The sequence below is a fragment of the Archaeoglobus fulgidus DSM 4304 genome, from assembly GCF_000008665.1.
Lineage (GTDB): Archaea > Halobacteriota > Archaeoglobi > Archaeoglobales > Archaeoglobaceae > Archaeoglobus > Archaeoglobus fulgidus.
The window spans coordinates 1,752,320-1,776,864 of record NC_000917.1; the positions used below are offsets into that span (position 1 = coordinate 1,752,320).

General features: G+C 49.7%; 27 protein-coding genes and 1 tRNA gene. 17 read left to right on the forward strand and 11 right to left on the reverse strand.

All coding sequences use genetic code 11. The annotated features are described in order from the left end of the window. The first annotated feature begins 2 nt into the window (after positions 1 to 2). The 5 genes from AF_RS09785 (at position 3) to AF_RS09805 (ending at position 4,220) form a co-directional block, all read left to right on the forward strand. A complete protein-coding gene (locus AF_RS09785; RefSeq protein ID WP_048064493.1) occupies positions 3 to 491 on the forward strand; it encodes a hypothetical protein in 489 nt (162 codons plus the stop codon). A gap of 54 nt (positions 492 to 545) precedes the next feature. After that, on the forward strand, positions 546 to 872 hold the full coding sequence (hisI, locus tag AF_RS09790) for a phosphoribosyl-AMP cyclohydrolase (protein ID WP_010879442.1): 327 nt from the start codon (positions 546 to 548) through the stop codon (positions 870 to 872). Further along, on the forward strand, positions 856 to 2,625 hold the full coding sequence (locus AF_RS09795) for a PINc/VapC family ATPase (protein ID WP_048064494.1): 1,770 nt from the start codon (positions 856 to 858) through the stop codon (positions 2,623 to 2,625). Before hisI ends, AF_RS09795 begins: the two co-directional genes overlap by 17 nt. Then, entirely contained in the window at positions 2,622 to 3,395 is a 774-nt protein-coding gene (locus tag AF_RS09800; protein ID WP_048064495.1) for a presenilin family intramembrane aspartyl protease PSH, read from the forward strand. The genes AF_RS09795 and AF_RS09800 overlap by 4 nt, the downstream gene beginning before the upstream one ends. Before the next feature lie 87 nt (positions 3,396 to 3,482). Next, positions 3,483 to 4,220 (forward strand): hypothetical protein, encoded by a 738-nt coding sequence (locus tag AF_RS09805; protein ID WP_048064496.1) that lies wholly within the window; start codon positions 3,483 to 3,485, stop codon positions 4,218 to 4,220. 13 nt (positions 4,221 to 4,233) lie between these two features. Here the strand turns inward: AF_RS09805 and AF_RS09810 are convergent, their stop codons facing one another. Further along, the gene (locus AF_RS09810) at positions 4,234 to 5,595 is read right to left on the reverse strand and encodes an amidase (RefSeq protein ID WP_010879446.1); all 1,362 of its coding nucleotides are present in this window, start codon (positions 5,593 to 5,595) and stop codon (positions 4,234 to 4,236) included. A gap of 68 nt (positions 5,596 to 5,663) precedes the next feature. Between AF_RS09810 and AF_RS09815 the strand changes: the two genes are divergently transcribed. The 5 genes from AF_RS09815 to AF_RS09835 all read left to right on the forward strand — a co-directional run bounded on the left by AF_RS09815 (position 5,664) and on the right by AF_RS09835 (position 10,398). Then, the gene (locus AF_RS09815) at positions 5,664 to 7,088 is read left to right on the forward strand and encodes a phenylalanine--tRNA ligase subunit alpha (protein ID WP_010879447.1); all 1,425 of its coding nucleotides are present in this window, start codon (positions 5,664 to 5,666) and stop codon (positions 7,086 to 7,088) included. Positions 7,089 to 7,160: 72 nt separating this feature from the next. Continuing rightward, complete coding sequence (albA, locus tag AF_RS09820) at positions 7,161 to 7,430, forward strand: DNA-binding protein Alba (protein ID WP_010879448.1); 270 nt, start codon at positions 7,161 to 7,163, stop codon at positions 7,428 to 7,430. Between the two features lie 46 nt (positions 7,431 to 7,476). Next, on the forward strand, positions 7,477 to 8,466 hold the full coding sequence (locus tag AF_RS09825) for a 2-hydroxyacyl-CoA dehydratase subunit D (RefSeq protein WP_010879449.1): 990 nt from the start codon (positions 7,477 to 7,479) through the stop codon (positions 8,464 to 8,466). Next, positions 8,463 to 9,638, forward strand: coding sequence for a 2-hydroxyacyl-CoA dehydratase subunit D (locus AF_RS09830; RefSeq protein ID WP_010879450.1), 1,176 nt, complete (start codon positions 8,463 to 8,465; stop codon positions 9,636 to 9,638). Before AF_RS09825 ends, AF_RS09830 begins: the two co-directional genes overlap by 4 nt. Before the next feature lie 4 nt (positions 9,639 to 9,642). Then, a complete protein-coding gene (locus tag AF_RS09835; protein WP_010879451.1) occupies positions 9,643 to 10,398 on the forward strand; it encodes a BadF/BadG/BcrA/BcrD ATPase family protein in 756 nt (251 codons plus the stop codon). Here AF_RS09835 and AF_RS09840 read toward each other — a convergent pair. From AF_RS09840 to AF_RS09855, 4 genes are all read right to left on the reverse strand, one after another. Beyond that, the gene (locus AF_RS09840; RefSeq protein WP_048064497.1) at positions 10,395 to 12,002 is read right to left on the reverse strand and encodes a DEAD/DEAH box helicase; all 1,608 of its coding nucleotides are present in this window, start codon (positions 12,000 to 12,002) and stop codon (positions 10,395 to 10,397) included. The genes AF_RS09835 and AF_RS09840 overlap by 4 nt on opposite strands. After that, on the reverse strand, positions 11,999 to 13,000 hold the full coding sequence (locus AF_RS09845) for a radical SAM protein (RefSeq protein WP_048064498.1): 1,002 nt from the start codon (positions 12,998 to 13,000) through the stop codon (positions 11,999 to 12,001). The genes AF_RS09840 and AF_RS09845 overlap by 4 nt, the downstream gene beginning before the upstream one ends. A 203-nt stretch (positions 13,001 to 13,203) precedes the next feature. Continuing rightward, a complete protein-coding gene (locus AF_RS09850) occupies positions 13,204 to 13,488 on the reverse strand; it encodes a pilus assembly protein (RefSeq protein ID WP_231487496.1) in 285 nt (94 codons plus the stop codon). A gap of 110 nt (positions 13,489 to 13,598) precedes the next feature. Then, a tRNA-Tyr gene (locus AF_RS09855) sits at positions 13,599 to 13,694 on the reverse strand. 82 nt (positions 13,695 to 13,776) lie between these two features. On the opposite strand from AF_RS09855, the gene AF_RS09860 reads away from it, so the two are divergent. Further along, positions 13,777 to 15,033: a 3-isopropylmalate dehydratase large subunit gene (locus AF_RS09860; protein WP_048064499.1), complete on the forward strand. Its 1,257-nt coding sequence runs from the start codon at positions 13,777 to 13,779 to the stop codon at positions 15,031 to 15,033. Here AF_RS09860 and AF_RS09865 read toward each other — a convergent pair whose 3' ends face one another. Further along, positions 15,034 to 15,363: a hypothetical protein gene (locus AF_RS09865; protein WP_048064500.1), complete on the reverse strand. Its 330-nt coding sequence runs from the start codon at positions 15,361 to 15,363 to the stop codon at positions 15,034 to 15,036. A 43-nt stretch (positions 15,364 to 15,406) separates the two neighbouring features. On the opposite strand from AF_RS09865, the gene hjc reads away from it, so the two are divergent. The 3 genes from hjc to AF_RS09880 are packed head-to-tail and all read left to right on the forward strand — an operon-like array spanning position 15,407 to position 17,409. Next, complete coding sequence (gene hjc / locus AF_RS09870) at positions 15,407 to 15,817, forward strand: Holliday junction resolvase Hjc (protein ID WP_010879457.1); 411 nt, start codon at positions 15,407 to 15,409, stop codon at positions 15,815 to 15,817. Positions 15,818 to 15,842: 25 nt separating this feature from the next. Next, the gene (locus AF_RS09875) at positions 15,843 to 16,418 is read left to right on the forward strand and encodes an HVO_0476 family zinc finger protein (RefSeq protein WP_010879458.1); all 576 of its coding nucleotides are present in this window, start codon (positions 15,843 to 15,845) and stop codon (positions 16,416 to 16,418) included. Next, positions 16,405 to 17,409 carry a nucleotidyltransferase domain-containing protein gene (locus AF_RS09880; protein WP_010879459.1) on the forward strand — a complete coding sequence of 335 codons (1,005 nt, stop codon included), beginning with the start codon at positions 16,405 to 16,407 and terminating at the stop codon, positions 17,407 to 17,409. Before AF_RS09875 ends, AF_RS09880 begins: the two co-directional genes overlap by 14 nt. On the opposite strand, the gene AF_RS09885 is transcribed toward AF_RS09880, so the two are convergent. Then, positions 17,336 to 18,100, reverse strand: coding sequence for an ROK family protein (locus tag AF_RS09885; RefSeq protein ID WP_010879460.1), 765 nt, complete (start codon positions 18,098 to 18,100; stop codon positions 17,336 to 17,338). The two genes, AF_RS09880 and AF_RS09885, sit on opposite strands and share 74 nt — an antisense overlap. A gap of 42 nt (positions 18,101 to 18,142) precedes the next feature. Here AF_RS09885 and AF_RS09890 point away from each other — a divergent pair, with 42 nt between their 5' ends. After that, positions 18,143 to 18,751 carry a TIGR00296 family protein gene (locus AF_RS09890; RefSeq protein ID WP_010879461.1) on the forward strand — a complete coding sequence of 203 codons (609 nt, stop codon included), beginning with the start codon at positions 18,143 to 18,145 and terminating at the stop codon, positions 18,749 to 18,751. Here the strand turns inward: AF_RS09890 and AF_RS09895 are convergent. Continuing rightward, entirely contained in the window at positions 18,748 to 19,689 is a 942-nt protein-coding gene (locus tag AF_RS09895; protein ID WP_010879462.1) for a tetratricopeptide repeat protein, read from the reverse strand. The genes AF_RS09890 and AF_RS09895 overlap by 4 nt on opposite strands. Positions 19,690 to 19,795: 106 nt before the next feature. Then, positions 19,796 to 20,212 carry an Hsp20/alpha crystallin family protein gene (locus AF_RS09900; RefSeq protein WP_148183475.1) on the reverse strand — a complete coding sequence of 139 codons (417 nt, stop codon included), beginning with the start codon at positions 20,210 to 20,212 and terminating at the stop codon, positions 19,796 to 19,798. Positions 20,213 to 20,329: 117 nt separating this feature from the next. On the opposite strand from AF_RS09900, the gene AF_RS09905 reads away from it, so the two are divergent. Both AF_RS09905 and AF_RS09910 read left to right on the forward strand, forming a co-directional pair. Then, positions 20,330 to 21,313 (forward strand): 60S ribosomal export protein NMD3, encoded by a 984-nt coding sequence (locus tag AF_RS09905; protein WP_158296895.1) that lies wholly within the window; start codon positions 20,330 to 20,332, stop codon positions 21,311 to 21,313. After that, positions 21,285 to 22,274 carry a class I SAM-dependent methyltransferase gene (locus AF_RS09910; RefSeq protein WP_048064502.1) on the forward strand — a complete coding sequence of 330 codons (990 nt, stop codon included), beginning with the start codon at positions 21,285 to 21,287 and terminating at the stop codon, positions 22,272 to 22,274. Before AF_RS09905 ends, AF_RS09910 begins: the two co-directional genes overlap by 29 nt. Here AF_RS09910 and hemB read toward each other — a convergent pair. Both hemB and hemA read right to left on the reverse strand, forming a co-directional pair. Continuing rightward, positions 22,268 to 23,236, reverse strand: a complete 969-nt coding sequence (hemB, locus tag AF_RS09915; RefSeq protein WP_010879466.1) for a porphobilinogen synthase — start codon at positions 23,234 to 23,236, stop codon at positions 22,268 to 22,270. The two genes, AF_RS09910 and hemB, sit on opposite strands and share 7 nt — an antisense overlap. Next, positions 23,151 to 24,464: a glutamyl-tRNA reductase gene (hemA, locus tag AF_RS09920; protein ID WP_010879467.1), complete on the reverse strand. Its 1,314-nt coding sequence runs from the start codon at positions 24,462 to 24,464 to the stop codon at positions 23,151 to 23,153. Before hemA ends, hemB begins: the two co-directional genes overlap by 86 nt. Between the last annotated feature and the right edge of the window lie 81 nt (positions 24,465 to 24,545).

A 24,545-nucleotide genomic window follows, 5' to 3' on the forward strand; every position in this document is an offset into this window, starting at 1 on the left:
GGATGAGAGCTTTGTGGTTGGCATTGGTGCTGCTGATTCTTTCAATCCCCGCCGTTTCAGCTCAGATCACGGTTACAAGAGATTTGCCAGATTCGGCTAAGGTTGGAGACGAAATCACCGTCACTCTTGCCCTTACTATTGGCAGCGAGAAGCCGGCAGGAGCAATAATTGAAGAGAGCATTCCCGATGGTGCAAGCTACATCTCAAGCAGTCCTGAAGCGACAGTGAGTGAGGGGAAGCTGAAGTGGGCTTTTTATGGTGAGCAGCTAAAGGACATGACTTTGCAGTACACCGTTAAGGTCGAGAAGGCTGGAAAGCTGGAATTCAGCGGCACGGTAAAGACCCTGCTCGGAAACGAGAACATAGGTGGTGACAGCGAGCTTGAAGTTTCTGAGAAGTCCGCAGAGCAACCCAAGGGTACGCCCGGATTTGAGGCATTCGTAGCTGTGGCTGTAATAGGCTCAATAGCTCTGTTGAGAAGGAAACATTAAATTCTATTTTTTACAACACAAAAACCTATTTTTACCACCCGGCCAATTTAAGGCATGGAACTGCAGTTCGACGAGAAGGGCCTAATCCCCGTCATCACTCAGGATGTTAAAACGAAGGAGGTTTTGATGTTAGCCTACGCCAATGAAGAAGCCATTAAGCTCACCCTCAAAACAGGTTTCGCTCACTACTGGAGCAGGAGCAGAAAGAAGCTCTGGAAAAAGGGAGAAACTTCAGGAAATGTCCAGAGAGTGGTTGAAATCAGATACGACTGTGATTGTGATGCTCTGCTTTATTTGGTAGAGCAGAAGGGTAATGCCTGCCATACGGGCAATTACTCATGCTTCTACAGGAGGTTGGAAGGAGATGAAGTACGTTGTTGATACCAGTGTGGTTATATCAGGAAGAGTAACCGAAATGCTTGAAAGTGGGGAGATTAAAGGAACGATAATAGTTCCTGAAGCCGTAATGGCGGAGCTTGAAGCTCAGGCCAACTTTGGCAAGATGACAGGCTTTCAGGGGCTCAGCGAAATCGAGAAGCTTACGAAGCTCGCAAAGGATAAGGGATTTGAGGTCATTTTTGCGGGGGAGAGGCCAAAGCTTGAGCACATCAGACTTGCAAAGGGAGGGGAGATAGACAATCTGATAAGGGAAGTTGCTGCCGAGTTCGATGCTGTTCTCGTAACCTCCGACAGGGTTCAGCACTTGGTGGCGAGGGCAAAGGGCATAGAAACCATCTACGTCAGGCCTAGGGTTGTAAGACCCGAAAACACCCGAATAATGTCCTTCTTCACCCCCGACACGGCGAGCGTGCATCTGAGGGAGGGTGTGCCTCCCTACGCCAAGAGAGGGAGAATTGGAGACCTGAAGCTCGTAAAGCTCGATGACAGGCCGATGAGCTACGAAGAGCTTAACGAGATTGCCAACGAGATTCTGGAGGCTGCGAGGCAGGACGAGGACAGCAGCATCGAGATCGAGAGGAGAGGTGCAACAGTGGTTCAGCTCAGGGAACTCAGAATTGCCATTGCAGAGAGACCCTTTGCGGACAGGATGGAGATTACAGCAGTGAGGCCGATAGCTCAGGTCTCAATTGATGAATATGGAGTTAGCGAGGAGCTGAAGCGCAGAATAGTGGAGAGGCAGAGGGGAATTCTCATATCCGGCCCGCCCGGAGCGGGAAAGTCAACCTTCGCGGCGAGTGTGGCAAACTTCCTGCTTGAGAACGGATACATTGTCAAAACAATGGAGAGTCCAAGAGATTTGATGGTGAGAGATGAAATTACTCAGTATGCGCCGCTTGAGGGGGACATGTCCCTGACTTCGGACATCCTTCTTCTGGTAAGGCCTGATTATACAATCTACGACGAGCTCAGGAGAACGTCAGACTTTCAGGTTTTCGCGGATATGCGTTTAGCTGGGGTTGGAATGATCGGAGTAACACACGCCACAAGGGCGGTTGACGCGATACAGAGAATGATAGGCAGGGTGGAGCTCGGAATGATTCCACAGGTTGTTGACACGGTTGTTTTCATCGATGCTGGCAGAATAGTGAAGGTTTACGAGCTTTCCTTTACCGTCAAAGTGCCAACAGGGATGACGGAAGCTGATCTGGCGAGACCTGTTATAGAGGTCAGGGACTTTGAGACCAAGAATCTTGAATACGAGATCTACACCTACGGAGAGCAGGTTGTGGTGATGCCCATTGAGACAGACGAAAACCTGAAGGCTGCGCTGGAGGAGAAGATTTCCAAGTACGTTGACGACTTCGAGGTGGAGATGGTTGGAAGAAAAGCGGTGATAAAGGTTCCTGAGAAGCACATTCCCACGCTGATAGGAAGAAAGGGGAGGAGGATAAAGAATATCGAGGACGAGTTCAAAATTTCAATCGACGTCATTCCTAAGGAAGTTGAAGAGGAGGTAGAGGCGAGTGTGGAGGAGAGCGGAAAGCACTACGTCATCCACGCAAAGGGGCTTGAGGGCAGGACTGTGGACGTCTATGCGGGGGATGAGTACCTGTTCACGGCTTTGGTGAGCAGGAAGGGGTGGATACGGATCAGGAAGGATAAGGAGGGTGGGAAGAGCTTGAGGCTCGCTCTGGCTAAGAACCTGCCGATAAGGCTGAAGGTGGTAGGTTGAGATACCTCTTCGGCTTGCTTTTTCTTCTCACCGCCTTACTCGCTTTAGCAGCGATGCCGAAGTATGAAGAGGCGGGAATGGTCGTTTTCGAGAACCCTTCGGATGTTTCAAACTCCTTACTTTACTTCGGCCTGATTATTGGATTTACGGCCTTCATTCTCCTCGCCGTGAAATTCTCTGCCGTTCTGAAGGCGGTGATATACTTCCTCACCTTTCTGTCAATCTTCTACGTCCTTTCTCCCTTCATAGGGATTCTGGCAATCCCCCTTTCCATCGGAGTTGTAATTCTGCTAATCAAAAAGCCCTACTGGCTGGTCATCAACTTCTCCGCCCTGATGCTTGCCGCTGGAATTACAGCAATCTTCGGCATAAGCCTCGAGCCGCTGCCAGTGATAATCTTGCTCGCAGTTCTTGCAGCCTACGATGCAATCTCGGTTTACAGAACGAGGCACATGATAAAGCTCGCCGAATCCGTCACAGCGATAAACGCTCCTATGCTCTTCATCATTCCGCGGAAGGACGGAAACGCCTATATGGGAGTTGGGGATGCAGTTATGCCCAATATCCTCGTAGTTTCCGCCCAGTACTTCTCGAATTCTCCATCAGTCGGTTTCATCAAGCTTCCTGCTCTTTTTGCTCTCATCGGAGGTTTTGCCGGGCTTATGATTTTGCTCTACATCGTGGAGAAGCGTGGAGGGGCGCATCCCGGCTTGCCCTTCGTCAACTTCGGTGCGATTGCGGGATACATCCTTGGTTCGGTCTTGTTTTAGCTATTAAACGACTGAGAGGGCTTTCACTTAGACCTTCAAATTTCAGGCTAAGAAAAGCATATATTACGGAGAGAACTCGGAGTGGATATGATTGCGATACTCTCAAACCTGCACTCAAACCTCCCAGCGCTTGCAGAGGTTCTGTCGATAGTGGAGAAGATGAAGGAAGAGGGAACGGATGTAAAGAAAATTTACATTCTATCCGCCTTCGGTTTAATGCCCTACCCCGAAGAAACTTACAAGCTCCTTTCAGGAGGGCAGGGGAAAATAATCAGCGTTGTATCAGGAAAATACGACAGGCTGCTTGCAAAATGGAACGAGCTGAGCGATGAGGAAAAGGAGGAAGCGGTGGGGAAAGAGCTTGTGGAAGTGATGGACATCTACTGGGACGAGCTTGGACATGAGGGAAGGAAGTGGGTTAGAAACATGACTGAAAGGTTCATTGCCGAAAAGTTCGACTGGAATGAGTTCTACTTCACCTATGGGCTCCTGGAGAATCCCGACGAGATGCCCGCTGAGAACCAGCCACCGTCGTACTACGAGGCAAAGTACGCCGACCTGAAAAAGTATGAGGTGATAGCAGTTGCAGGAAGGGAACCGTACGCGGTAAACACCAAAATAGGAAAAATAGTTTGTCCGGGAATAGCGGGACTCGGCAGGGAGCCGACCTTTGCCCTTGTGGACACAAAGACCCTCCACGTGTCGTTCGAGACTTTCGAATACAAAATCAAGGAGGTAGAAGACAGAATAATGGAGCTTGAAATTCCGCAGGCGACAAAGGAGTACCTGAAGGACATCCTCTACAGAGGAAAGCCCTTCCCATAAGTTTTTTAAAAAATTAAAGTTCGGGATACCTATCCTGCCAGGGAGAGACGTCCTGAAAGGCTTTTGATACTTTCAAGACTCCCACATCATCATAAGGCTTTCCGACAATCTGCATTCCTATTGGCAGGCCTTCCTTGCTGAACCCTGCCGGAATCGAAGCTGCTGGCTGTCCGGTGAAGTTGAAGGGGTACGTGAAGGGCATCCATCCTATTGGCGTTATCGCCTTACCTGCAATCTCCTCCGGGCCGAGTTTGCCAATTTCGAAGGGCTTGCATGCTACAGTCGGTGTTATGAGGTAGTCGTATTCCTCAAAAATCCCTCTCAGAGCCTTCCACAGCTCCATTTTTCTTTCCTCAATCTTGATGTACTCTCTGAAGGTCAAAGACTGGGCCAGGGCCATAAATCCGAGATACGGTGGAAAAGCAACTTTCTCCCACTCCGCCATTCTGTCGCCGATGAAGGTCACAACCTCAAGAACGACCTTCGTCACAAGCTCCTGCTCAAGGTTTGGAAGGCTCAGCTTCACCTCCTCTACCTCACCGAACTTCTCCAGCTTGAATGCCGCTTCTCTGACCTTCTCCTCCACTTCAGGATCTACAATCGCGTAGCCGAGGTCGGGAGAGAAAGCAATTCTAACACCATCCGGATGCTCTTCAATGGCTTTCAGGTAGCTGAATTCCTCGTCCGGCAATGATTTCACATCCCTTATATCCCATCCCTTGACCAAATCGAGCATCAAGGCGGTGTCCTCAACGTATCTCGTCAGAAATCCCTCGGAGTGCAGACCAATGAAGATTGGCAGGGAGGGATAGCATGGAACCCTGCCGAAACTCGGCTTCAGCCCGTAAAGACCGCAAAAGGACGCGGGAATTCTTATGCTCCCTCCACCATCATTTCCGCTCGCAACCGGCAGTATTCCTGCTGCCACAGCAGCCGCACTTCCACCGCTGCTCCCTCCTACAGTCCTTGAGAGGTCCCAGGGATTCCTGGTGGGGCCGAACATCGGGTTGTCGGTGTATGCTATAAGTCCGAACTCCGGCATGTTGGTCTTTCCTATAATGACCGCTCCGGCCTTCTTAAGTCTTTCAACAAGCACAGCATCCTCTTCGGGAACGTAGTTTTCGTAAAACTTTGAGCAGTACGTCGTCCTTATCCCCCTCGTCTCGACATTGTCCTTGATGGCTATCGGCAAACCGGCGAGAGGTGTGCTTACATCTGCCTTCTTAGCCTCCTCTATCGCCTTCTCGTTCAGAGTTACAAAAGCGTTTATTTTCGGATTCAGCCTCTCAATTTTTTCCAAACACTCCTCAACGAGCTCTGCGGGCTTAATCTCCCCACCCTTCAGCTTCTCCACAATATCAACCGCTCTTTCCATCTAACCACCTCAATTAATTGTTTAATATCTCTGAAGAAACACTTTAAAACATTTCTACTACTCAGCTTATGCTTTCAAAAATTGAACTCATGCTGCTCCGTTCTCTCGAAACCGGGAAGACCTACACACCTGAGGAGGCTGCTGAGCTGTCCGGTTTGAGCAAGGATGCTGTTCTTAAAGCTGCCTACATGCTTCAGGAGAGGGGGTACGTCAGAGTTATAGAGAACGTGAGAACACACTACAGCCTAACGGAGGAGGGTGAGAGGTACCTTAAAGAGGGGTTGCCTGAGGAGAAACTCTACTCACTCGTTAAAAGTGGCGTAAACTCAATGGATGAGCTCCGAAAGAGAATGGGCAGGGAATTTCAGATAGCACTGGGTTGGCTGAGGAGAAAGGGTGCGGTGGAGGTTGAGGGAGATAAAGTCGTTCCCAAGAGGGAGCCGAGCTTCGATGAAAGGGCAGCGCTTCAGGCCATCAAGGAGGGGAGAGGTGTTGATGAAGGCACTCTGAAAACTCTGATGAAAAGGAAGCTTGTAACAAAGTCAGAAACCAAGCAGGTATACATAGAGGTCATGAAGAAACCGGAAATTGAGCTTGAGGACATAATCACAGACCTAACTCCAGAAATGCTTCTCGAGGGCACTTGGAGGGGAAAGCAGTTTTTGAAGTATGATATAACAATTCCTGCAAAGGAGATTTACGGGGGGAAGATACATCCGTATGAGAGAATAATCGAGGAGTGCAGAAAGGTATTCCTCGAAATGGGCTTTACTGAGATAAAGGGTCACTACGTCCAGCCGGCTTTCTGGAACTTCGACGCTCTGTTTCAGCCTCAGGACCACCCGGCAAGGGACATGCAGGACACCTTCTACCTAGACCGCTACATCGACCTCGAAGGGGAAATCGTGGAGAGGGTTAAAGCAACGCACGAAAACGGCTGGATTACCGGCTCAACGGGATGGGGTGGAGAGTGGAGCCTTGAAAAAGCCAGACAGCTTGTTCTCAGAACCCACACAACAGCAATAACCATACACTACCTTGCGGAGAACCCGGAACCTCCGCAGAAGGCCTTCTGCATCGACAGGGTTTACAGAAGGGAGACTATTGACGCCACCCACCTGCCAGAGTTCGACCAGCTCGAAGGAGTTGTCCTCGATAGGGATGTCGGATTCAAGCACCTTCTCGGCTTACTTAAGGAGTTCTTCACGAAAATGGGGTTTGAGGACGTAAGATTCAGGCCCGGTTACTTCCCCTACACCGAGCCGAGCGTTGAGCCTGAGGTTTACGTCGAGGGACTGGGATGGGTTGAGCTTGGTGGGGCAGGAGTTTTCAGAAAAGAGGTGACCGAACCGCTCGGAATCAGAGGCAAGGTTCTAGCATGGGGACTTGGTATAGGAAGGCTTGCAATGCTCAAAATCGGACTCAAGGACCTCAGAAGACTTTACCTGCCGGACTTGGGATGGCTGAGAAGCATGCCCGTCGCGAGAAAGTAAATTTAATGATTAATTATTTTTCAACAAAATTTAAATTCCTTTTCCTTCAAGACTTGCTGAGGTGAGAAAAACATGGCAGAACACGTCGTCTATGTCGGAAACAAGCCTGTAATGAACTACGTGCTGGCAACACTGACACAGCTGAACGAGGGGGCAGATGAAGTCGTAATTAAGGCGAGAGGCAGGGCCATCAGCAGAGCAGTGGATGTGGCAGAGATCGTCAGGAACAGATTCATGCCCGGTGTTAAGGTCAAGGAGATTAAGATCGACACCGAGGAGCTCGAATCCGAGCAGGGAAGAAGGTCTAACGTTTCTACAATTGAAATTGTCCTTGCCAAGTAATCTCTTCTCGGAAAATTTTTAATTTTTTAAGTTCGCAGAACACTCCATGAATGTTGGATATCTCTGCACTTACACTCCAAAAGAGCTTATCGACGCTGCGGGCTTCACACCAATAAGGATTTTTGCTGGTGACATGCAAATCAGCCTCGCCACAGCACATATTCAGAGTTACGCCTGCTCTCAGGCAAGGGGGAGCCTTGAGAGGGCTCTAAGAGGAGAGCTAGATGTTCAGGCGGTTGTTTTCACGAGGTGCTGCGACACTCTCATGCGATTAGCCGACATCTGGGAGAGAAACACAGATATGAGAGTTTACAACATCGAATTCCCCACGAGGGTTGAGGAGAGAAGCAAGGATTACTACTTCAACGAGCTCAAGGACTTCGTCAAAGTTCTCGAAGAGTGGGGCGGTGGTGTTACACTCGAGAGTTTGAGGGAGAGTCTAAAACTTTATCACGAGCTTGAAGAGAAGCTTAAAAGGCTTTTCAGCCTCAAGCCTGACTACGAAGCAGCAAAGAGAGTTCAGGAGATGAATGTAAGAGAAGCGATAAAGTTCGTGGATGAGAGGCTGCGAAAAGCTGAAAGCGAAGGTGGAAAACCGAGGGTTCTGATTACCGGAAGCGTGTGTCCCTTTGTGGAAGTTTACACTCTGTTCGAGGAGGCGGGTTTTGCCCTTAAAGACGACATCTGCACGGGAACGAGGTTCTTCACCTTCAACACACCGCCGAGAGAAATAGGGTCGGTTGATGAGGGGTTGAGGTTTCTGGTGGACAAGTACTTTGAAAAAGCCCCCTGCCCGACGAAGCACTTCCCAAATGACGATAGATTCAAATATATCCTTGAAATGGCCAAGGATTGCGACGGGGTTGTGTTCCTGCTGCTCAAGTTCTGCGAGCCGCACTTCTACGATTACCCGCAGCTTAAAGAGAGGCTTGAAGAGATGGGCAAGAAAGTTCTCCTGCTCGAACTTGAATTTCCCATCGCTTCAATCGAGCAGTTGAGGACGAGGATTGAGGCTTTCTACGAGGTGATAGCATGACTCTGAAGAAGCTGAGAGCCAACGACAGAATGAAGCAGATCATGGCCGGCTACTACATGATGGGAAACCAGGCTGAGGTTAAAGGGTGGATAACCAGCGGAGCTCCAGTGGAGCTGCTCTACGCGATGGACATTTATCCAGTTTACCCCGAAAACCACGGTGCTCTGATTGGCGCGGCAAAGCAGGGGCCATACTTCAGCGACTTCGCAGAAAGGAAGGGGTTTTCGAGAGACCTCTGCTCCTACGCCCGCTGCGACATAGGGTGTGTTTTTGCAGGAACCAGCCCCATCGGAGGGCTGCCAGAGCCGACTTTCCTCTTCGCCTGCAACAACATCTGCAATACAGTTGTGAAGTGGTACGAGGTGCTGAGCAGGATATTCAAGGTGCCGCTTTTCGTTCTTGACACTCCCTTCGTGAGGAAGGAGCTCAAGGAAAGCTATGTCAAGTACGTACACGACCAGCTTTACGAGTTTGTTGACTTTCTTGAGAAAACCACAGGAAGAGAGTTGAGCGACTCGAAGCTCAGGGATACAGTAATCAAATCGATTCAGGGCGTGAAGGCCTATGCCGAAGTGCTCGGAATGGCCAGACACAAGCCCTCACCGCTGACATGCTTCGATGCTTTCATAAACATGGCTCCCATAGTCTGTTTAAGGGGAACTGATTACCCAGTGCAGTTCTACGCCGAAATGAAGGAAGAGCTTGAGGAGAGGGTTAAGAGGGGGGAGGGAGCAATTGAGAACGAGGAAATAAGGCTCCTCTGGGACAACATTCCTGTGTGGTACAGGCTGAAGTGGTTTTCGGAGTTTTTCGCGGAAAGAAATGCTTGCCTCGTAGCGGACACATACACAAACGCCTGGACGGGATTCATTTCCATCGATAAGAGCGACATCTTCTGGAGCATGGCAGAGACCTACACCTTCATCTACCTCAATATAGGACTTGAGCACATGGCCGAGGCCATCAACAGGCTCATAGACTACTATGATGTCGATGGCGCTGTTATACACTCAAACAGGAGCTGCAAGCCGTACTCATTCGGCCAGTACGAGCTGCAGAAGATGATAGAGGTTCCATCGGTGATTATAGAGGCTGATATGGTGGACTCAAGAACCTTCAGCGAGGCTCAGGTTGAGACAAGGCTTGAGGCCTTTCTCGAAATGCTCAGGTGAATCCATGATAGCGGCAGGCATCGATATCGGGTCTTTAACTGCAAAATGCGCCCTGATGAGGGACGGAAAGCTGATAGCCTACAAGGTCATAAAGGTCTCCCCCAATCTGGAGGAAACGGCAGAGAGGGTTTTTCAGGAAACGCTTAAGGCTGCAGGAATAGGGAGGGAGGAGGTGGAAAGGATTGTCGCAACGGGCTACGGGAGAAACAAGGTCGGATTTGCGGACAAGAAGGTGACGGAGATAAGCTGCCACGCAAGGGGGGCGATTTACTTCATTCCAACAGCGAGAACTGTTGTGGACATTGGAGGGCAGGACAGCAAGGTGATTGCCATCGAGAACGGAAAGGTTGCCGAGTTCGTGATGAACGACAAGTGCGCTGCTGGAACGGGAAGATTCCTTGAAGTCATGGCCGCAGCGCTGAATCTAAAAGTGGAGGAGCTTGGGGACGTGGCTGAAAGAGCTACCAAAGCCACGAAAATCTCCTCAACATGCACGGTGTTTGCCGAGTCGGAGGTTATCAGCCATCTCGCCTCAGGGGAAAAGGTTGAGGACATAGTTGCTGGGATACACGAGGCGATAGCGTCGAGAATTGCGGCAATGGCCAGGAGAGTTAAAATAGAGCCGGACATCGTTTTAACCGGAGGGGTTGCGAAAAACAAGGCGATGAAGAAGGCCCTCGAAAAGGAGTTCGGGATGGAGGTTAAAACACCTCCCGAGCCGCAGATTGTTGGTGCTGTGGGGGCTGCTCTGCTCGCCTAACGCAGTCTGACGAACCCTCCCTCTTTTATTGCGGCTACCATGAACCTCGTGAGCAAGAGGTTCTTTCCTTCGAGGGCCTTTGAGTTTCCAACAGCGATGAACTTCTTTCTCGCTCTTGTCAGAGCAACGTTGAAGAGCCTTTTTTCCGACGCGAAGTAGGGATTGCCGGTTGCGGTTATCGAGTAAATCACCACGTCCTTCTCCCTCCCCTGATAGCTGTGAACCGTGCTAACCTCAACCATCACACCGAACTCGGAAAGTATGCCTCTTATAAGCTCAGCCTGCTTGACGTAGGGCGTTATGACTCCAACGTTCTCCTCTCCCACGCACTCCGCAAGCTCCTCGGCAATCATCGCAACGACCTCTGCCTCCTCCTCATTTACCTTCGACCTCCCCTCCCTCCTCTCAACACCGTTGCAGTCGATGAAAACAAGCGGCTTCTCGGGGTCTCCCACCTCGGGAATGGTTGTTTTGCACGGCTCAATTTTTATTCTGCGGCATTTCTCGTCAATTTCAAGAAATCCGTAAACGTGCCTTGCCGCAAACTCAGCAATCTTTGCATTGCTTCTGTAATGCCTTCTGAGCCATAAATTTTTGCCGTAAATATTGATCAGAAAGTTGTAGGCGCTGAACTTTGCTGCCTTGTGCCCTCCAACTTCGTAAACGGGTGGAAGCTGATAGGGGTCTCCAACAACCACGGCTTTTTCAGCCTTCTCCAGAGCAAGAAGGGCTGTTGAAATGCAGGTGTTGCTCGCCTCATCAATTATCACCGTGTCGAAGTCGTAGTTTTTCAAGGCGCTCATCATCCCCTTTAAAATTGTCGAACCAACGACGATCTTACCCTTCCTGATCATGTCGTTCTGTATCCTCGCAATCTCTCTGTAAGCCTCCGCCACCTTTGAAGCGTACTCCCTGTAGTCTGAAAACCTTATCCCAGACAGCAGGTTATACTCAACGCTGTGCCTCCTCACACCAGCCGTTATCTTTGACGGATGGCCTATTCTGAGCGCTCTTTCAAGCTTCTCAAGAACGTTGTCAACCGCAATGTTCGTGTTCGACGTCACCCAAACTCTTTCCTCCTCCGAGAGCTTTCTCGCAGCCTCCGCAATAAAGGTGGTCTTACCGCTGCCCGGTGGGCCTACTACGAGCAATATCTCCCCTTCATCAAGCGAGCAGGTTGCATGGTAGCACTTTTTCTGCCACCTGTCGAGGTAGCCCGGAGCGTCCAGCTCCTTGATTTCACCGCTCCAGTAACTGAAATGGAGAATCTCGTCCGCTCTTTCCGCAGCCTCTCTTCTCAGCATTATGCTCACAACGTTCTCAGCCTCTACAATTGCCTCGCCCTCAAACTCCTCCACTTCCTTCACAGCCAGCAGGTAGGCATTTCCGTATCGCCTCGCATCAACGACCCAGCCGATGGGATACGCTGCATCGCCCTCAACCTCAGCAACAGCGCTTCCGGTCCTTATGAATCCCGATGAGCGCAGCACGGCAATTTCTCCTCTCCTTGCCAAAAGTTCGGCAGAATAGATGTCCCTCTTCAGCATCTTCTGCATCGCAGCCTTCTCAATCCTGTCCAGAATTTCAACAAGCTCTTCAATCATACCAGGTTGCTCAGGTACTTCTCCGCAATTCTCGCAGCTTTCTCCATCTCCTCTCGCGTTAACCTTCTCGCTATCTCTGGATACTCCCACGCTTTGAAGGTTGGATAGTACTGAAACATCAGGTTGAACCTCGTATCCCTGCCAAGATTCTCGGCCACCCACCTCACAATCGGCTCTGTGCAGCATTCAATATGATTCGGCATCACCAGATGTCTTATGAGAAGCTCCCCGTTCTCCTTAGCTCTCAAAAAGTTTCTCGTGACAACCTTCCAGTAGTTGGCAACCTTTGAGTACTTCCTTGCGCACTCATCGTTTCCGTACTTGAAATCCCCAAGCCAGACGTCAACAAAATCCTCAATTACCTCCGCAAGCTCTTCGCTATGGTACATGTTCGAATTCCACACAACCGGAACGTTCGACTCGACGTAAAGCAGAATTTCAGCAATGGTGTGGGCGTGCTGGTCGGGATTTCCTCCGACAAAGTTAACGTTCTTACTCCCCTGCCTTCTCCTAACATCAATGATGTAGGCAAGCTCCCTTGCATCGACGATGTAGTCGTCCTCGTAAACGATGTCGTAGTTCTGGCAGAAAACGCACGCAAAGGTACACCGGTTGAAGAAGATTGTGTGGGAAGGGACAAGCTCAGGTTCCTCGCCAACATGCAGAAACTCGCTGCTGAAGTAGCTCGTAACCCCACATTTGCAAAACCCCTTCTTCTCGTACCTGTTCACACCACACCTTCGCTCGCAGAAGTTGCAGCTTTTCAGCATTTCATACAGAATATCCCTTTTCAGGTGCATGAAAGAGTAATCGGGCTTTTCATCGGGAACATCTCCGCTTTCGAGGACTTTTGCAAATTCCCTTTTCAGTTTGCGGTGAATCTCAAGCATTTCATCAAGACTCTCAGCCTTTTCCGCATTAATTCGCTTGGCTATCTGAAATTTGGCCAGCGCCTCTCCCCTGTTTATCGCCTCATACCTTTCAAGGCCAACCACCACATAAAATGTCGAATGTCAAATTAGATAACGGTTTTTGTTCAAAAAATATTCTGTATACGCCATGAATAATTTCGGCCCTCGGTGGGGCTGAAGCGTCGCCGACTTTTTCCACATTGCCCGCCAAACAGGCAGAGAGTGATGGGCTCGCTGATAGATGCAAACTGCGATGCCGGAGGTCATGGGGCAAATGTGGTCTGAAACTGCTACATCTCCTCCAGCCTGACCCTTTCAACTCCTGCTCTGTCGTAGACGGAATCGGAGCTGATTATCTTCCCCCCGCAGTAGGCAGCGTGAAAGGCGTCGAAGACTCCGAGACCGTAGTCTCTGATGTATATAGCCGCTTTGAGCGGCCTCTCATCGTCTATTCCGCAGATCGCCATAACGCTCGTGAATATCTTCACGATGTCGAGACCGTATCTTTTGGCAACGAGAGTAGGTGGGAAAATAATATAAGCTTTCCCACTCACCACAGCTTTCAATCTCCTCAAGCAGCCTCTTTTCGCCTTTCAGCGAACCCTCTTCAAATTCCACAAACCTCATTCATTATTCGATTTTAGAGTATAAAAAATGAGTAGGGATATAAACCAAAGCATTCAAGTCCCGCCTCCCGGATTTGAACCGGGGACCATGGGATCTCCGCCTGCCGCGGAGTGGCGGACTACAGTCCCACGCTCTACCTCTGAGCTAAGGCGGGTTCGATAGCTTACTGAGCGAATCTGCTTAAAAATCTTGTGCCTACCAGCAAAGTTTTTATCACCCCCAATTTTGGCTTTAACATGGCTCAGACACTGGTAGAAAAGATATTTTCAAAGGCGAGCGGTAAGGAAGTGAAAGCAGGAGAATTCGTAATGGCAAACATCGACCTCGCCATGATTCATGATATAACCGCTCCTCTCGCGATTAAAGCTTTCAGGGAAATTCTCGGCAGTGATGCAAAGGTCTGGGACAAAAGCAAGGTGATTATGGCCTTCGACCATCAGGTGCCGGCGGACAGCGTGCATGCTGCAGAAAACCACAAGATGCTGAGGAAGTTTGCTGAGGAGCAGGGGATTCTGAACTACGATGTTAAAGGGGGAATTGCCCACCAGATAATGGTTGAAAACCACGTTGAGCCCGGAATGCTGATTGTTGGGGCCGACAGCCACACGTGCATGTATGGGGCTTTGGGAGCTTTCGCCACAGGTATAGGCTCAACAGACATGGGCTTCGTTTTGGCGATGGGAAAGCTGTGGTTCAAGGTTCCAGAGTCAATCAGATTCAACGTCCACGGTAAGCTGGAAAAGCACGTTTACGGCAAGGACATAGTGCTCAAGCTCATCGGAATGGTTGGGGCTGATGGAGCGAACTACAAGGCCTGCATCTACAGCGGAGAGGTTGTGGAAAAGCTTGGAATGTCTGATAGGCTGACCATGTGCAACATGGCCATTGAAATGGGAGGCAAGGCTGGAATTGTGGAGCCCGACAAAACAACGCTTGAATATTTGAAGGCAATGGGCAGGCCCTATGAGGGAGAGCTGCTGAAAAGCGATGAGGATGCTGAATTTCAGGAAGTTGAGCTTGATGTGACTGGAATGGAGCCTCAGGTCGCTGCCCCGCACAGAGTTGACAACGTGGTTGGAATATCGGAGGTTGAGGGGACGAGGGTTGATCAGGTTTTCATCGGCTCCTGCACCAACGGCAGATACGAGGATTTGAAGATTGCGGCTGAGATACTAAAGGGAGAGAAGGTTGCGTCAAATGTCAGATTAATAGTCATTCCTGCAAGCCACAGGGAGTACAGGAGGGCCTTGAAGGAAGGGCTGATTGAGATATTCGTTGACGCTGGAGCGCTGGTTGAGGCCCCGTGCTGCGGGCCGTGCATGGGAGGAAGCTTTGGTTTGATTGCAAGCGGAGAGGTTAGTGTGTCAACCTCCAACAGGAACTTCATCGGCAGGCAGGGAAGTCCTGAGGGCAAAATCTACCTTGTGAATCCTGCAGTAGCGGCAGCAACGGCAATCTACGGAGAAATTACCGACCCGAGAAAAATAAAGTAATCAGAAAACCATGGGCGTAAAGCCTTCATCAATGAGTCTGTTCACCAGCTCACCAATATACTCAAGCCTCGTAAAGTCCAGCTTGTCGGCATATCCCTTCATGTCCGCAACGAATTTGCAGGCGAGGGGCTTGTATTCGCCAAGCTGGCTCAAAACGAGATTTCTGAACTCCTCGTCCTCCACAAGCAAGTCCTCTGAAGGGCCGAAAAAGATTATCTCCACCTTCTCAGCCCAGCCGAACTTCATTGAGTTCGCCGCAAAAACCAGCCCAGCAACGGCCTTCTCCCTTGCCTCCTTTCCGCTCACGATCAAAACAAGAAGCTTCGCCATACGTAAAGTTAATAAATAATTAAAAAATTTTCTGGTTGATTGGATGAAGAGCAAGGGCACGAGATTTGAAAGAGATTTGCTTGTAGAACTCTGGAAAGCTGGATTCGCAGCAATAAGAGTTGCGGGCAGCGGAGTTTCCCCCTTTCCCTGCCCGGACATAGTTGCGGGAAATGGAAGGACTTATTTGGCTATAGAGGTAAAGATGCGGAAAGAATTGCCCCTCTACCTCTCTGCAGATGAGGTTGAGCAGCTGGTAACGTTCGCAAGGGGGTTTGGGGCTGAAGCATACGTTGCCCTAAAACTCCCCAGAAAGAAGTGGAGATTCTTTCCGGTTCAGATGCTTGAGAGAACGGAGAAAAACTTCAAGATTGATGAAAGCGTTTATCCGCTCGGTCTCGAAATAGCGGAGGTTGCGGGCAAGTTCTTTCAGGAGAGGTTTGGAGAGAAAGTTTAACTTCTGAGAGTGAAAAGGTGTAAGGATGAAAAGAGAGTACATCTACTGCGACACCTGCGGTGAGGAGACGCTTCACGAGCTCATAAGAGAGGAGAAGAACCTCTACAGATGCACGGAGTGCGGAACCTTCACCACCCACCTTCCAAGAAGGGAGGTGGGGGTTAGGGCGATAATCAGCAGTGGGCCGGAATCCGTAAAAGGGTCGATAAGAGCCTACGAGGGAGAGAAGCTCGAAAAGGGGGACGAGTACATTGTTGAAACTGAAAGAGGTCACAAAATAGGCGAAATCACTTCGCTTGAGCTGAAAAACGGCAAGAGGGCGGAGAGTGCAGCGGTTGGTGAGATAGAGACAGTGTGGCTGAGAGATGTCGGCGAGGTAGAGGTTAGAATGAGCCTCCACAAGAGGAGCGTTACCACCCCCTACAAGATGGTTGTTGACGGAGAGACCGAATTTGAGGTTGGAGAGGTTCTGCATGTTGATGGTAAGAGGTTCAGAATCCACAGAATCAAGCTCATTTCCGGCGGTGTTTTGAGGGGGGAGGGTAAAAGGGCAAGGGCAAGAGAAATAAGAAGGATATACGCGAAGTATGAGGGTAGATAAGCCAGTGCGCTTGAGGGATTTCGTAAAGGCTGAGGAATGCTTTTTCTCCGTTGTCGGATACAGAAATGAGAAGAGGATAAAGAGTTTTCTCAGATACGTTCCGGACAGCAATGGAGACAGAGAGCTGAACGGAAGGAGATACAGAAAGCTCTCTCACGATGAGGCGGTAAACTCTCCTCTCGCGGAGAAGTATCTGGACTCAGGAGTGTTCAGACTCCCTTACGGAGTTGTCGAGAGCATCTACAAGCCCGAGGAGAGGTTGGGCTTTGCAATGAGGTCTGCAGAGGTGCGAAAAATCGTTGAATTTTTCTCTGAAATCCCCAAGGAGAAAATGGGCGTAACGGGCTCGAGACTCATCGGGCTTGAGGGCGGTGATTCGGACGTTGACTTCATAGTCTACGGCAGGTGGTGGTTCGAGGCAAGGGAGAGGCTGAAAGGTGGGATTGAGCGGAAAGAGCTTTCCGAGCCGGATGATGCGACGTGGGATTTCATCTACCGCAAGAGAAAAATCGCCCTCCCCTACGACGTTTTCGTGACTCACGAAAGAAGAAAGTACCACAGAGCTTTTCTCGGTAGCACCTACTTCGACCTGCTGTACGTCAGAGACTACGATGAGCTTTCGAGGAACGTGCCGGAGGACATGGGCGTAAAGAAGGGGAAGGTTGAGATAAGCGCCGTTGTAAAGGATGACTCGCTCGTTTTCGACTACCCGGGCTACTATCCGATCGAGCATCCCGAAATAGAGGCTGTTTTGAGCTTCACACACACCTTCGTCGGGCAGGCCTTCAGAGGGGAGAGAATTTTGGCGAGAGGGGATTTGGAGGAGATCGACGGAAAGTTCTACCTCGTTGTGGGGACGAAGAGGGAAACTCAGGATGAGTATATAGTTTCGCTCGACCTGATTGAAAAAAGTGGGCTTAAGGCAGATTTTGAGAGATGGTATCAAGGGCTAGAAGCGCTGCCCCTTTCGCCACAGCGTAATCGTCCTTAACAACCCTAACCACCACATCTATTTCCTCCGGAAGGTAGCGGTTAACCTTCTCCGCGAGCGGCCTCTCATCCAGCCTCCCCCCTATTCTCCCCCCGAGAGCTATTGCCTCGGGATTCAGCAGCATCACAGCGTTGGCCAGAGAGCGGCAGAAGAGGGCGAACTCTGCCGTGCTATAAATTTCCCCTGTATCAATCAACTCCTTCACATTCTCCATAGCCCACCCCCCAAAGTAGGCTTCAAGGTGCCCTTCACCACCGCACCTGCACCTCTTCCTCCCTCCAACAAAGGTGTGCCCAATCTCGCCGGCCGCACCCCTACCCCTGTAAATCTTCCCGTCGGCAACAATCCCCCCTCCAATACCCGTTCCAACCGTCACCGCAAGCAAATGCCTGAAGTTCAGAGTTTTGGCGGCAAAGTAAGCGAAACAGTTCGCGTCATTGTCCACAATGAACGGAACATCGAGCTCCATTTTCGGAATTGCTGGAAGATTAGGTGCCTTAACGGGCTTACCGTCAACAAACCAAACAGCCACACCGATTCCAACGGCCTCAGCATCACCAAAATTTTTCTCGATGAAGTCGGATAAGTTCTGAATAACTTCCGAGGTTCTGAAGCTCTTTATTTGGAAGACGTTTCCTTCCAGAACGGCAACATCGGTGTTTGTCCCCCCAACGTCGATTCCGACAATCATGATAGAGCAACAACGTTATTAAATTTAAAACGCACTGTAACTATGGTCAAACTTCTGACGAGGGAAGAGGGCGAAAAAGCCGTCAGGCTTGCAAGGGAGGCTATAGAGCACTACCTTGAGGAAAGGAAAATACTCCAAAAAAGACTTGACGGCGTTTTCTCCCAAAAAAGAGGGGTTTTCACAACTCTGACAAAGCACGGAAATTTGAGGGGTTGCATTGGCTTTCCCTATCCGGTTAAAAGGCTTGACGAGGCGATAATAGAGTCCGCAATCGCCGCTGCGGTTGACGATCCACGTTTCGAGCCTGTGAGGCTGAGCGAGATGAACGAAATCATTGTTGAGGTGACCATCTTAACTCCGCCTGAGAGAATTGATGCCAAGCCCAAAGACCTACCCAACCACGTCGAAATTGGGAGACATGGTCTTATAGTAAAAATGGGCCCCTTCTCAGGTCTCCTCCTGCCTCAGGTTGCCGTGGAGTACAACATGGACGCCGAGGAGTTCCTCAGCGAGACTTGCATGAAAGCAGGCCTACCACCGGACTGCTGGCTCACCGGAGCGGAGGTTTACAGGTTCGAGGGGCAGATATTCAAGGAAAAAGAGCCAAGAGGGGAGGTTGTGGAGGTGGATATAAAAAGCTGTGGGATTTAGCTCGCTACGCTTTCCCACCTTTTCTGTATGTCCCTGAACTTCTCCCTCGAAAGCTTGTAGTACTCCTCAGCCTTCGAGTACTCCTTCATTTCTCTGTAGAGGTCTCCAAGATGCCTGTACGCTGCGGCTACGAACTGCATGAAGTCCGCATCAATCCTTTCGAGATTCTGGAAAATCTCCAGCGCCTCCTTGAACATTTTCTCAGCCTCCTGATACCTTCCGAGCTTCTTTCGGAACATCGCGTAGTTGCTCAGCAGAATGGCCAGGTTAAGCTTGAAGGACTCTGCCTCCTCCACGAGTTCCCTGTACAGCTTCTCCGCCTCTCTGTAGCACTCCTCAGCCTCGTCAAAGTCTCCGAGTTTTACGTAAATCTCCGATGCGGTCGCAAGGCTTTCCGCAAGCTCTTCTTTGGTGCCAATCTTTCTCCTTATCTCTAAAGCCTCTTCGGCCTTAACCTTGGCCTCGTTGTACTTTCCCATGTCGTAGTAAAGCGTTGCGAGGTCGTTTTCAATGGCTGCAAGCATCTCTTCATCTCTGTTTTCCTCGCATATTTTTTCCGCCTCCGTGTACATCCTCTCCGCGTTTTCTTTCATGTCCATCAGAATCAATGCTCTCGCAGCGTTTCTCATCAAAACCGGCGTTATGGATTTCATTCCAAGCTCAATGGTGAGCTTTATCGCATTAACAGATGAAACAACGCAGGAAACGAGAGATTGCTTGTCCTGCCTCTCGACCGCGTCCTGAGAAGCGTAAACGAAGTGAAGTATCAGCATGAGTTTTTTCCAGATTCCATCAAGCTTTTTAATCTCCTCAGCATCTCTGAAGGACTTCTCTATCCTCTCCCTTAGCTCTTCAGGTGCGGATTGCTTTACAAGCTCAAAAGCATCAAGAATTTTTCCTTCCCGAATCAGCCTTTCAACCTCTTTTACAATTTCCATGCGGGCTATTTTTTCGAACCTTTAAAAGCTTTTTGAGGTTGTATGAGCCCATTAATAGTGTAATTATTCGTAATTGCCTACAAACTCAAAAAGAAATAAAAGCTAATTACTCAATCTGCACGGCCTTTCTGTCCTTCTTCAGCTTCGGAATGGTTATCTCAAGGACTCCGTTGTTGTACTTGGCCTTGACAGCATCGATGTCAAGTCCAGCAGGCAGCGCAATCCTCCTGTAAACCTTTCCCATCCTTCTCTCCCTTCTGAGGTACTCACCCTTCTTCTCCTCGAACTCCTCCTTCTTCTCCGCCTTTATGACTAAATCTCCATCCTCAAAGTAAATCTCCAGATCCTCCTTGCTGAATCCCGGCAGGTCCGCGACAACTCTGATCTGCTCGCCCTCGTCAATAACATCGACCGGCATTGTCACCCTGAACTCCTTCACCTCAGGGAATCTGCCAAACTCTTCCAGCAGCCTGTTAAACCTCTCCTGCATCCTTCTCAGCTCCTCAAACGGGTCAATCAACATCCCCATCACCTCCCCCTAACCTTTCTTTCCTAACTTACTTAACCTAACTTTATGTTAGGTAGTCGAAATATAAAGTTTTCTGTTCAGATTTTTAAGAAGCGTCGGAGTAATTGCAACGTGAGATGTGTTGTATGCGGAAGAGAAATTGAAACCGGGAGTTTGTGCGGAAAATGCATGGTTGAGAAGGAAGAAGTTGCCAAAATCGACGAATTTGAGATTACCGTATGCAGCAGATGCAATTTAATTAGGCTGGGAAACAGGTGGGTTGAGAGGAGCGTTGAGGAAGTTATCGAAGAAATGGTTTTGAGAAATGCAAGAGTTGTTGAGGAGTTTAACGTTACCGAAGTTGCGATATCCCAGGAGCACTGCGTCTTCAGGGGTGAGATTTCTGGCGATGAGGTTAAGATCTTAGTTCCACTGAAGTACAGGATAAACAAAGTGCTCTGCGAGAAGTGCAGCAGGGAGGCTGGGGGGTATTACGAGTCAATAGTGCAGCTGAGGGCTGCCGGAAGAGAGCTAAGTGACGAAGAAATTGAAAAAGCCTTAGAAATTGTGGATGAGGTTATTTCAAGCGCTCCCGAAGATCAGAAGGCCTTTATTTCAAAGCTTGAGAGGAAGAGGGAGGGTGTCAACATATTCTTCGGAAGCAGAAACATAGGCAAAAAGGTATCAAGGATGATTATGAAAAAGCTCGGGGGGAGCATCACGGAGAGCAAGAAGCTGCACACGCGAATCGACGGCAGAGACGTTTACAGATTCACCTACTCGGTCAAACTGCCTGAATACAGAGAAGGAGACATTGTAGAGAAAGAGGGGAGGTTCGCAGTTGTCAGAAACTCCGTGGCTGGAAAGGGTCTGGACATACTCACAGGAAAAACCGTCAACCTCGGCAATGAGAGGGTAGCGGTGAGAAGAGAAGACCTGAAGAGCGGTGTTGTGGTTAACGCTGACCCCAATGCGGTTGAAGTTGTTTGCGAGGATGGAAGGCTTGTGACGACTCCGAAACCTTCGGGAGCGGAGATTGGCGCTGAGGTGAAGGTTTTCGAAATAAATGGCAAATTCTTCTCCGTGTATGAAGGCGGTCAGAGTTCCGAAGAGTGAGGCAGAGCAGGTTAGAAGGCTGGCGGAGAAGCTCGGTGTCAAGGACAAGAGCAGGAGGATTACGGCAACCGGAGACTACGTTGAGATTCCGATTATTGACTCTGCCGAGAGTTTTTTCAAGGGATACACTATAGTTGAGCAGGACAATCCTGTTTTTTCGAGAAAAAGGAGTCTTCGGGAAATTCTTAGGGGAAAGGTGCCGGAGGAGCTTATTCCCACAAATTACAAGGTTATTGGCGACATCGTCGTCGTTAAGCTCGATGAAAGGGCCAGGGAGTATGCCAAGGTGATTGGAGAGGCTCTGATGCAGATTAACCCCTGCAAGGCGGTCTGGTGTGATTACGGCAGATACGGGATGAAGAGAAAGCCGAGAATGGAGCTGATCGCAGGGGAAGGGAGCGTTACGGAGCACAGGGAGAACGGGTGCAGGTTCAGGATTGACGTCGCCAAGGTCATGTTTAGCCTGGGCAACCAGGCGGAGAGAATGAGAATCGCGAGGCTCGTTGAAGATGGGGAGGTGGTTGTTGACATGTTCGCGGGCATCGGATACTTCTCAATACCGATCGCCGTCCACTCAAAGGCAAGGAGAATATACTCCATTGAAATTAACCCTGAGTCCTACAAACTCCTTCTTGAGAATATAAAGCTGAATGACGTCGGAAATATAGTTCCGATTCTGGGCGATTCCCAGTTCGTTACGCCTGAGGGTGTAGCGGACAGGGTTGTCATGGGGCACATTTACTGCCACGATTACCTCCACACCGCCATAAGGGCTCTGAAGGAGAGGGGTGTTGTGCACTACCACGAGGCAACTCCTGAAGCGGTTATTGACAGGCCCGTAAGGAGGGTGGAGAAAGCCTGCAGGAAAATGGGGAAAAAATGCAGAATATTGGGTTTTAAGAAGGTTAAAAATTACTCTCCGGGTGTTTATCACGTTGTTGTGGACGCTGAAGTTTACTGAAGCTTCTCGGCAATTTCCTTGGAGTGGTAGGTTATGATGAGGTCCGCTCCAGCCCTTTTTATGGAAATCAGAACCTCGTAGATTGCCTCCTCGCTCAGCCAGCCGTTCTTTATCGCAGCTTTGATCATGCTGTACTCTCCGCTCACGTTGTACGCTGCCAAAGGCAAATCGAAGCGCTCCCGTACCATTCTTATAATGTCGAGGTAGGGCAGGGCCGGCTTGACCATGATTATGTCCGCTCCCTCTTTGACATCAAGCTCGATCTCCCTCATCGCCTCTCTGGCATTGTGGATATCCATCTGATACCCCCTTCTGTCACCAAACTTGAACCCGCTCTCCGCAGCATCTCTGAAGGGAGAGTAGAAGTTGGAAGCATACTTGGCGGAGTAGCTCATAATGGGAGTGCTCTCAAAACCCGCTGCATCAAGGGCCTCTCTTATCGCCTTAACCATTCCATCCATCATTCCGGATGGCGCAACAATGTCCGCTCCGCTTTCCGCATGGCTCACAGCAGTTTTCCCGATTATGGGCAATGTCTCATCATTCACAATCTCCCCATCCTTTACAACACCGCAGTGGCCGTGAGTTGTGTACTCGCAGAGGCAGACGTCCGTTACGATTACAGCATCCGGAAACTCAGCCTTAATTCGCCTGACGGCTTTCTGTATTACACCATTTTGGTCATAAGCAGAAGAACCAGTTTCGTCCTTATAGGAGGGGATGCCAAAAAGGATGAAGCTTCTCAGGTCCTTCTCGAGGCACTCCTCAACCTCCTTATCAACCATCTCCAGCGGAATTCTGAAGTAGTCAGGCATGGATTCGATCGGCTTCTTTTCTTTAATATTTTCATCAACGAAAATCGGTGTTATGAGATTCTCAGGACTCAGCCTTGCTTCTCTGAACATCCACCTCAGGTTTGCCTTCCTCAACCTTCGCATCCTTACCTTCGGAAACTCTGCCATTTCCATCACCGAAAACATACTTTATGGACTCAATAACGTGAAACTCATCCTTCCTCGCCGCCTCCCTCAGGCGAACTGTAGGCTCTCTCAGGAATTTCTTAATGAGGGAGTTGGCAAAATCGTTGAGAATTTCCTTAACATCCTCTGAAACGCCGTATCTCGCGTTTAGCTTTGCGTAAAGCTCCTCCACCTCTTCGCCAACGAACCTCTCAGCGAGAGAGTACATGGCTGCAATGGCGTCTCTGGCGGAGATGTCCTTCAAGAGCAGCTTTAGCTGCTCAAGCTCCTCCTCAATAATCCCCTCAACCTTTGCTATCTCCTCCCTCCTTCTGGCAAGGTTCTCCTCGCTTATTCTCCTCAAATCATCGATCGTGAGTAGCTCAACTCCGTCAAGTTGTGCAACGCTCTCATCCACGTCTCTCGGCAAGGCTATGTCAATGATGAGAAGCTTCTGACTTCTCTCCCTCATAGCCCTCTCCACGTCCCCCCTCGTTATGACGGCGTGGGGTGCGGAGGTTGCGGATATGACGACGTCGCAGACCTTGAGGTAATCAACCAGTTTGTCAAACTTTACTGCAACCCCGCCAATTCGTTTTGCAAGCTCCTCAGCCTTCTCGTACGTTCTGTTGGCTATTAAAACAGCCTCTACTTCCTTACCTGCAATGGCCTTTGCAACGAGCGTGCCCATTTCCCCCGCACCTACGAGCAAAGCCTTCTTTCCCTTCAGCGTTCCCAGAACTCTCTCCGCCACCTCAACCGCAGCAGAGCCAATCGACACCGAGCCTTTCGAAATTGCCGTCTCTCTCCTAACCCTTCTCCCGACCTGAACGGCCTTGCCGAAAACCCTCTCCAGAACCTCCCCAGCCTGCCCACCTTCCCTGCAGAGATTAAAGCACTGCCTTACCTGACCGAGAATCTGCTCCTCCCCAACAATCATCGACTCTATTCCCGAAGCAACTCTCAGCAGGTGCCTCAGGCAGCTCTCACCAACAAAAATTTCAGCCTTTCCGGTTATACCAAGCTCCTCCGCAATATCTTGAAGACAGCTTTTCAGATTCTCGCCAACGAGATAGATTTCGAAGCGATTGCATGTGAAGATGTAAGCATACTCGGAAAAACTGCATTTCGAAATCACATCCTCCAGTCTCGGCTTTACAGTAAGCCAGATTTTCTCAATTTCCTCAACTTTGGCATTTTTGTGAGAAATCGTTATGCATCCAATTTCCATCTTATAGTTCAGAATTCACAAGTGCTTTTTAAGTTTTTTATTCAGCAATGCTGAAAAGCAAAAATTAAAATGATAAAATGG

What these genes read in the sequence shown, in the direction of transcription:
- AF_RS09785 (WP_048064493.1), top strand. Translation starts at nt 3, where the DNA reads ATGAGAGCTTTGTGGTTGGCATTGGTGCTGCTGATTCTTTCAATCCCC.
- hisI (WP_010879442.1), top strand. Translation starts at nt 546, where the DNA reads ATGGAACTGCAGTTCGACGAGAAGGGCCTAATCCCCGTCATCACTCAG.
- AF_RS09795 (WP_048064494.1), top strand. Translation starts at nt 856, where the DNA reads ATGAAGTACGTTGTTGATACCAGTGTGGTTATATCAGGAAGAGTAACC.
- AF_RS09805 (WP_048064496.1), top strand. Translation starts at nt 3,483, where the DNA reads ATGATTGCGATACTCTCAAACCTGCACTCAAACCTCCCAGCGCTTGCA.
- AF_RS09810 (WP_010879446.1), bottom strand. Translation starts at nt 5,595, where the DNA reads ATGGAAAGAGCGGTTGATATTGTGGAGAAGCTGAAGGGTGGGGAGATT.
- AF_RS09815 (WP_010879447.1), top strand. Translation starts at nt 5,664, where the DNA reads ATGCTTTCAAAAATTGAACTCATGCTGCTCCGTTCTCTCGAAACCGGG.
- albA (WP_010879448.1), top strand. Translation starts at nt 7,161, where the DNA reads ATGGCAGAACACGTCGTCTATGTCGGAAACAAGCCTGTAATGAACTAC.
- AF_RS09825 (WP_010879449.1), top strand. Translation starts at nt 7,477, where the DNA reads ATGAATGTTGGATATCTCTGCACTTACACTCCAAAAGAGCTTATCGAC.
- AF_RS09830 (WP_010879450.1), top strand. Translation starts at nt 8,463, where the DNA reads ATGACTCTGAAGAAGCTGAGAGCCAACGACAGAATGAAGCAGATCATG.
- AF_RS09835 (WP_010879451.1), top strand. Translation starts at nt 9,643, where the DNA reads ATGATAGCGGCAGGCATCGATATCGGGTCTTTAACTGCAAAATGCGCC.
- AF_RS09840 (WP_048064497.1), bottom strand. Translation starts at nt 12,002, where the DNA reads ATGATTGAAGAGCTTGTTGAAATTCTGGACAGGATTGAGAAGGCTGCG.
- AF_RS09860 (WP_048064499.1), top strand. Translation starts at nt 13,777, where the DNA reads ATGGCTCAGACACTGGTAGAAAAGATATTTTCAAAGGCGAGCGGTAAG.
- AF_RS09865 (WP_048064500.1), bottom strand. Translation starts at nt 15,363, where the DNA reads ATGGCGAAGCTTCTTGTTTTGATCGTGAGCGGAAAGGAGGCAAGGGAG.
- hjc (WP_010879457.1), top strand. Translation starts at nt 15,407, where the DNA reads ATGAAGAGCAAGGGCACGAGATTTGAAAGAGATTTGCTTGTAGAACTC.
- AF_RS09875 (WP_010879458.1), top strand. Translation starts at nt 15,843, where the DNA reads ATGAAAAGAGAGTACATCTACTGCGACACCTGCGGTGAGGAGACGCTT.
- AF_RS09880 (WP_010879459.1), top strand. Translation starts at nt 16,405, where the DNA reads ATGAGGGTAGATAAGCCAGTGCGCTTGAGGGATTTCGTAAAGGCTGAG.
- AF_RS09885 (WP_010879460.1), bottom strand. Translation starts at nt 18,100, where the DNA reads ATGATTGTCGGAATCGACGTTGGGGGGACAAACACCGATGTTGCCGTT.
- AF_RS09890 (WP_010879461.1), top strand. Translation starts at nt 18,143, where the DNA reads ATGGTCAAACTTCTGACGAGGGAAGAGGGCGAAAAAGCCGTCAGGCTT.
- AF_RS09895 (WP_010879462.1), bottom strand. Translation starts at nt 19,689, where the DNA reads ATGGAAATTGTAAAAGAGGTTGAAAGGCTGATTCGGGAAGGAAAAATT.
- AF_RS09900 (WP_148183475.1), bottom strand. Translation starts at nt 20,212, where the DNA reads ATGTTGATTGACCCGTTTGAGGAGCTGAGAAGGATGCAGGAGAGGTTT.
- AF_RS09910 (WP_048064502.1), top strand. Translation starts at nt 21,285, where the DNA reads ATGAAGGCGGTCAGAGTTCCGAAGAGTGAGGCAGAGCAGGTTAGAAGG.
- hemB (WP_010879466.1), bottom strand. Translation starts at nt 23,236, where the DNA reads ATGGCAGAGTTTCCGAAGGTAAGGATGCGAAGGTTGAGGAAGGCAAAC.
- hemA (WP_010879467.1), bottom strand. Translation starts at nt 24,464, where the DNA reads ATGGAAATTGGATGCATAACGATTTCTCACAAAAATGCCAAAGTTGAG.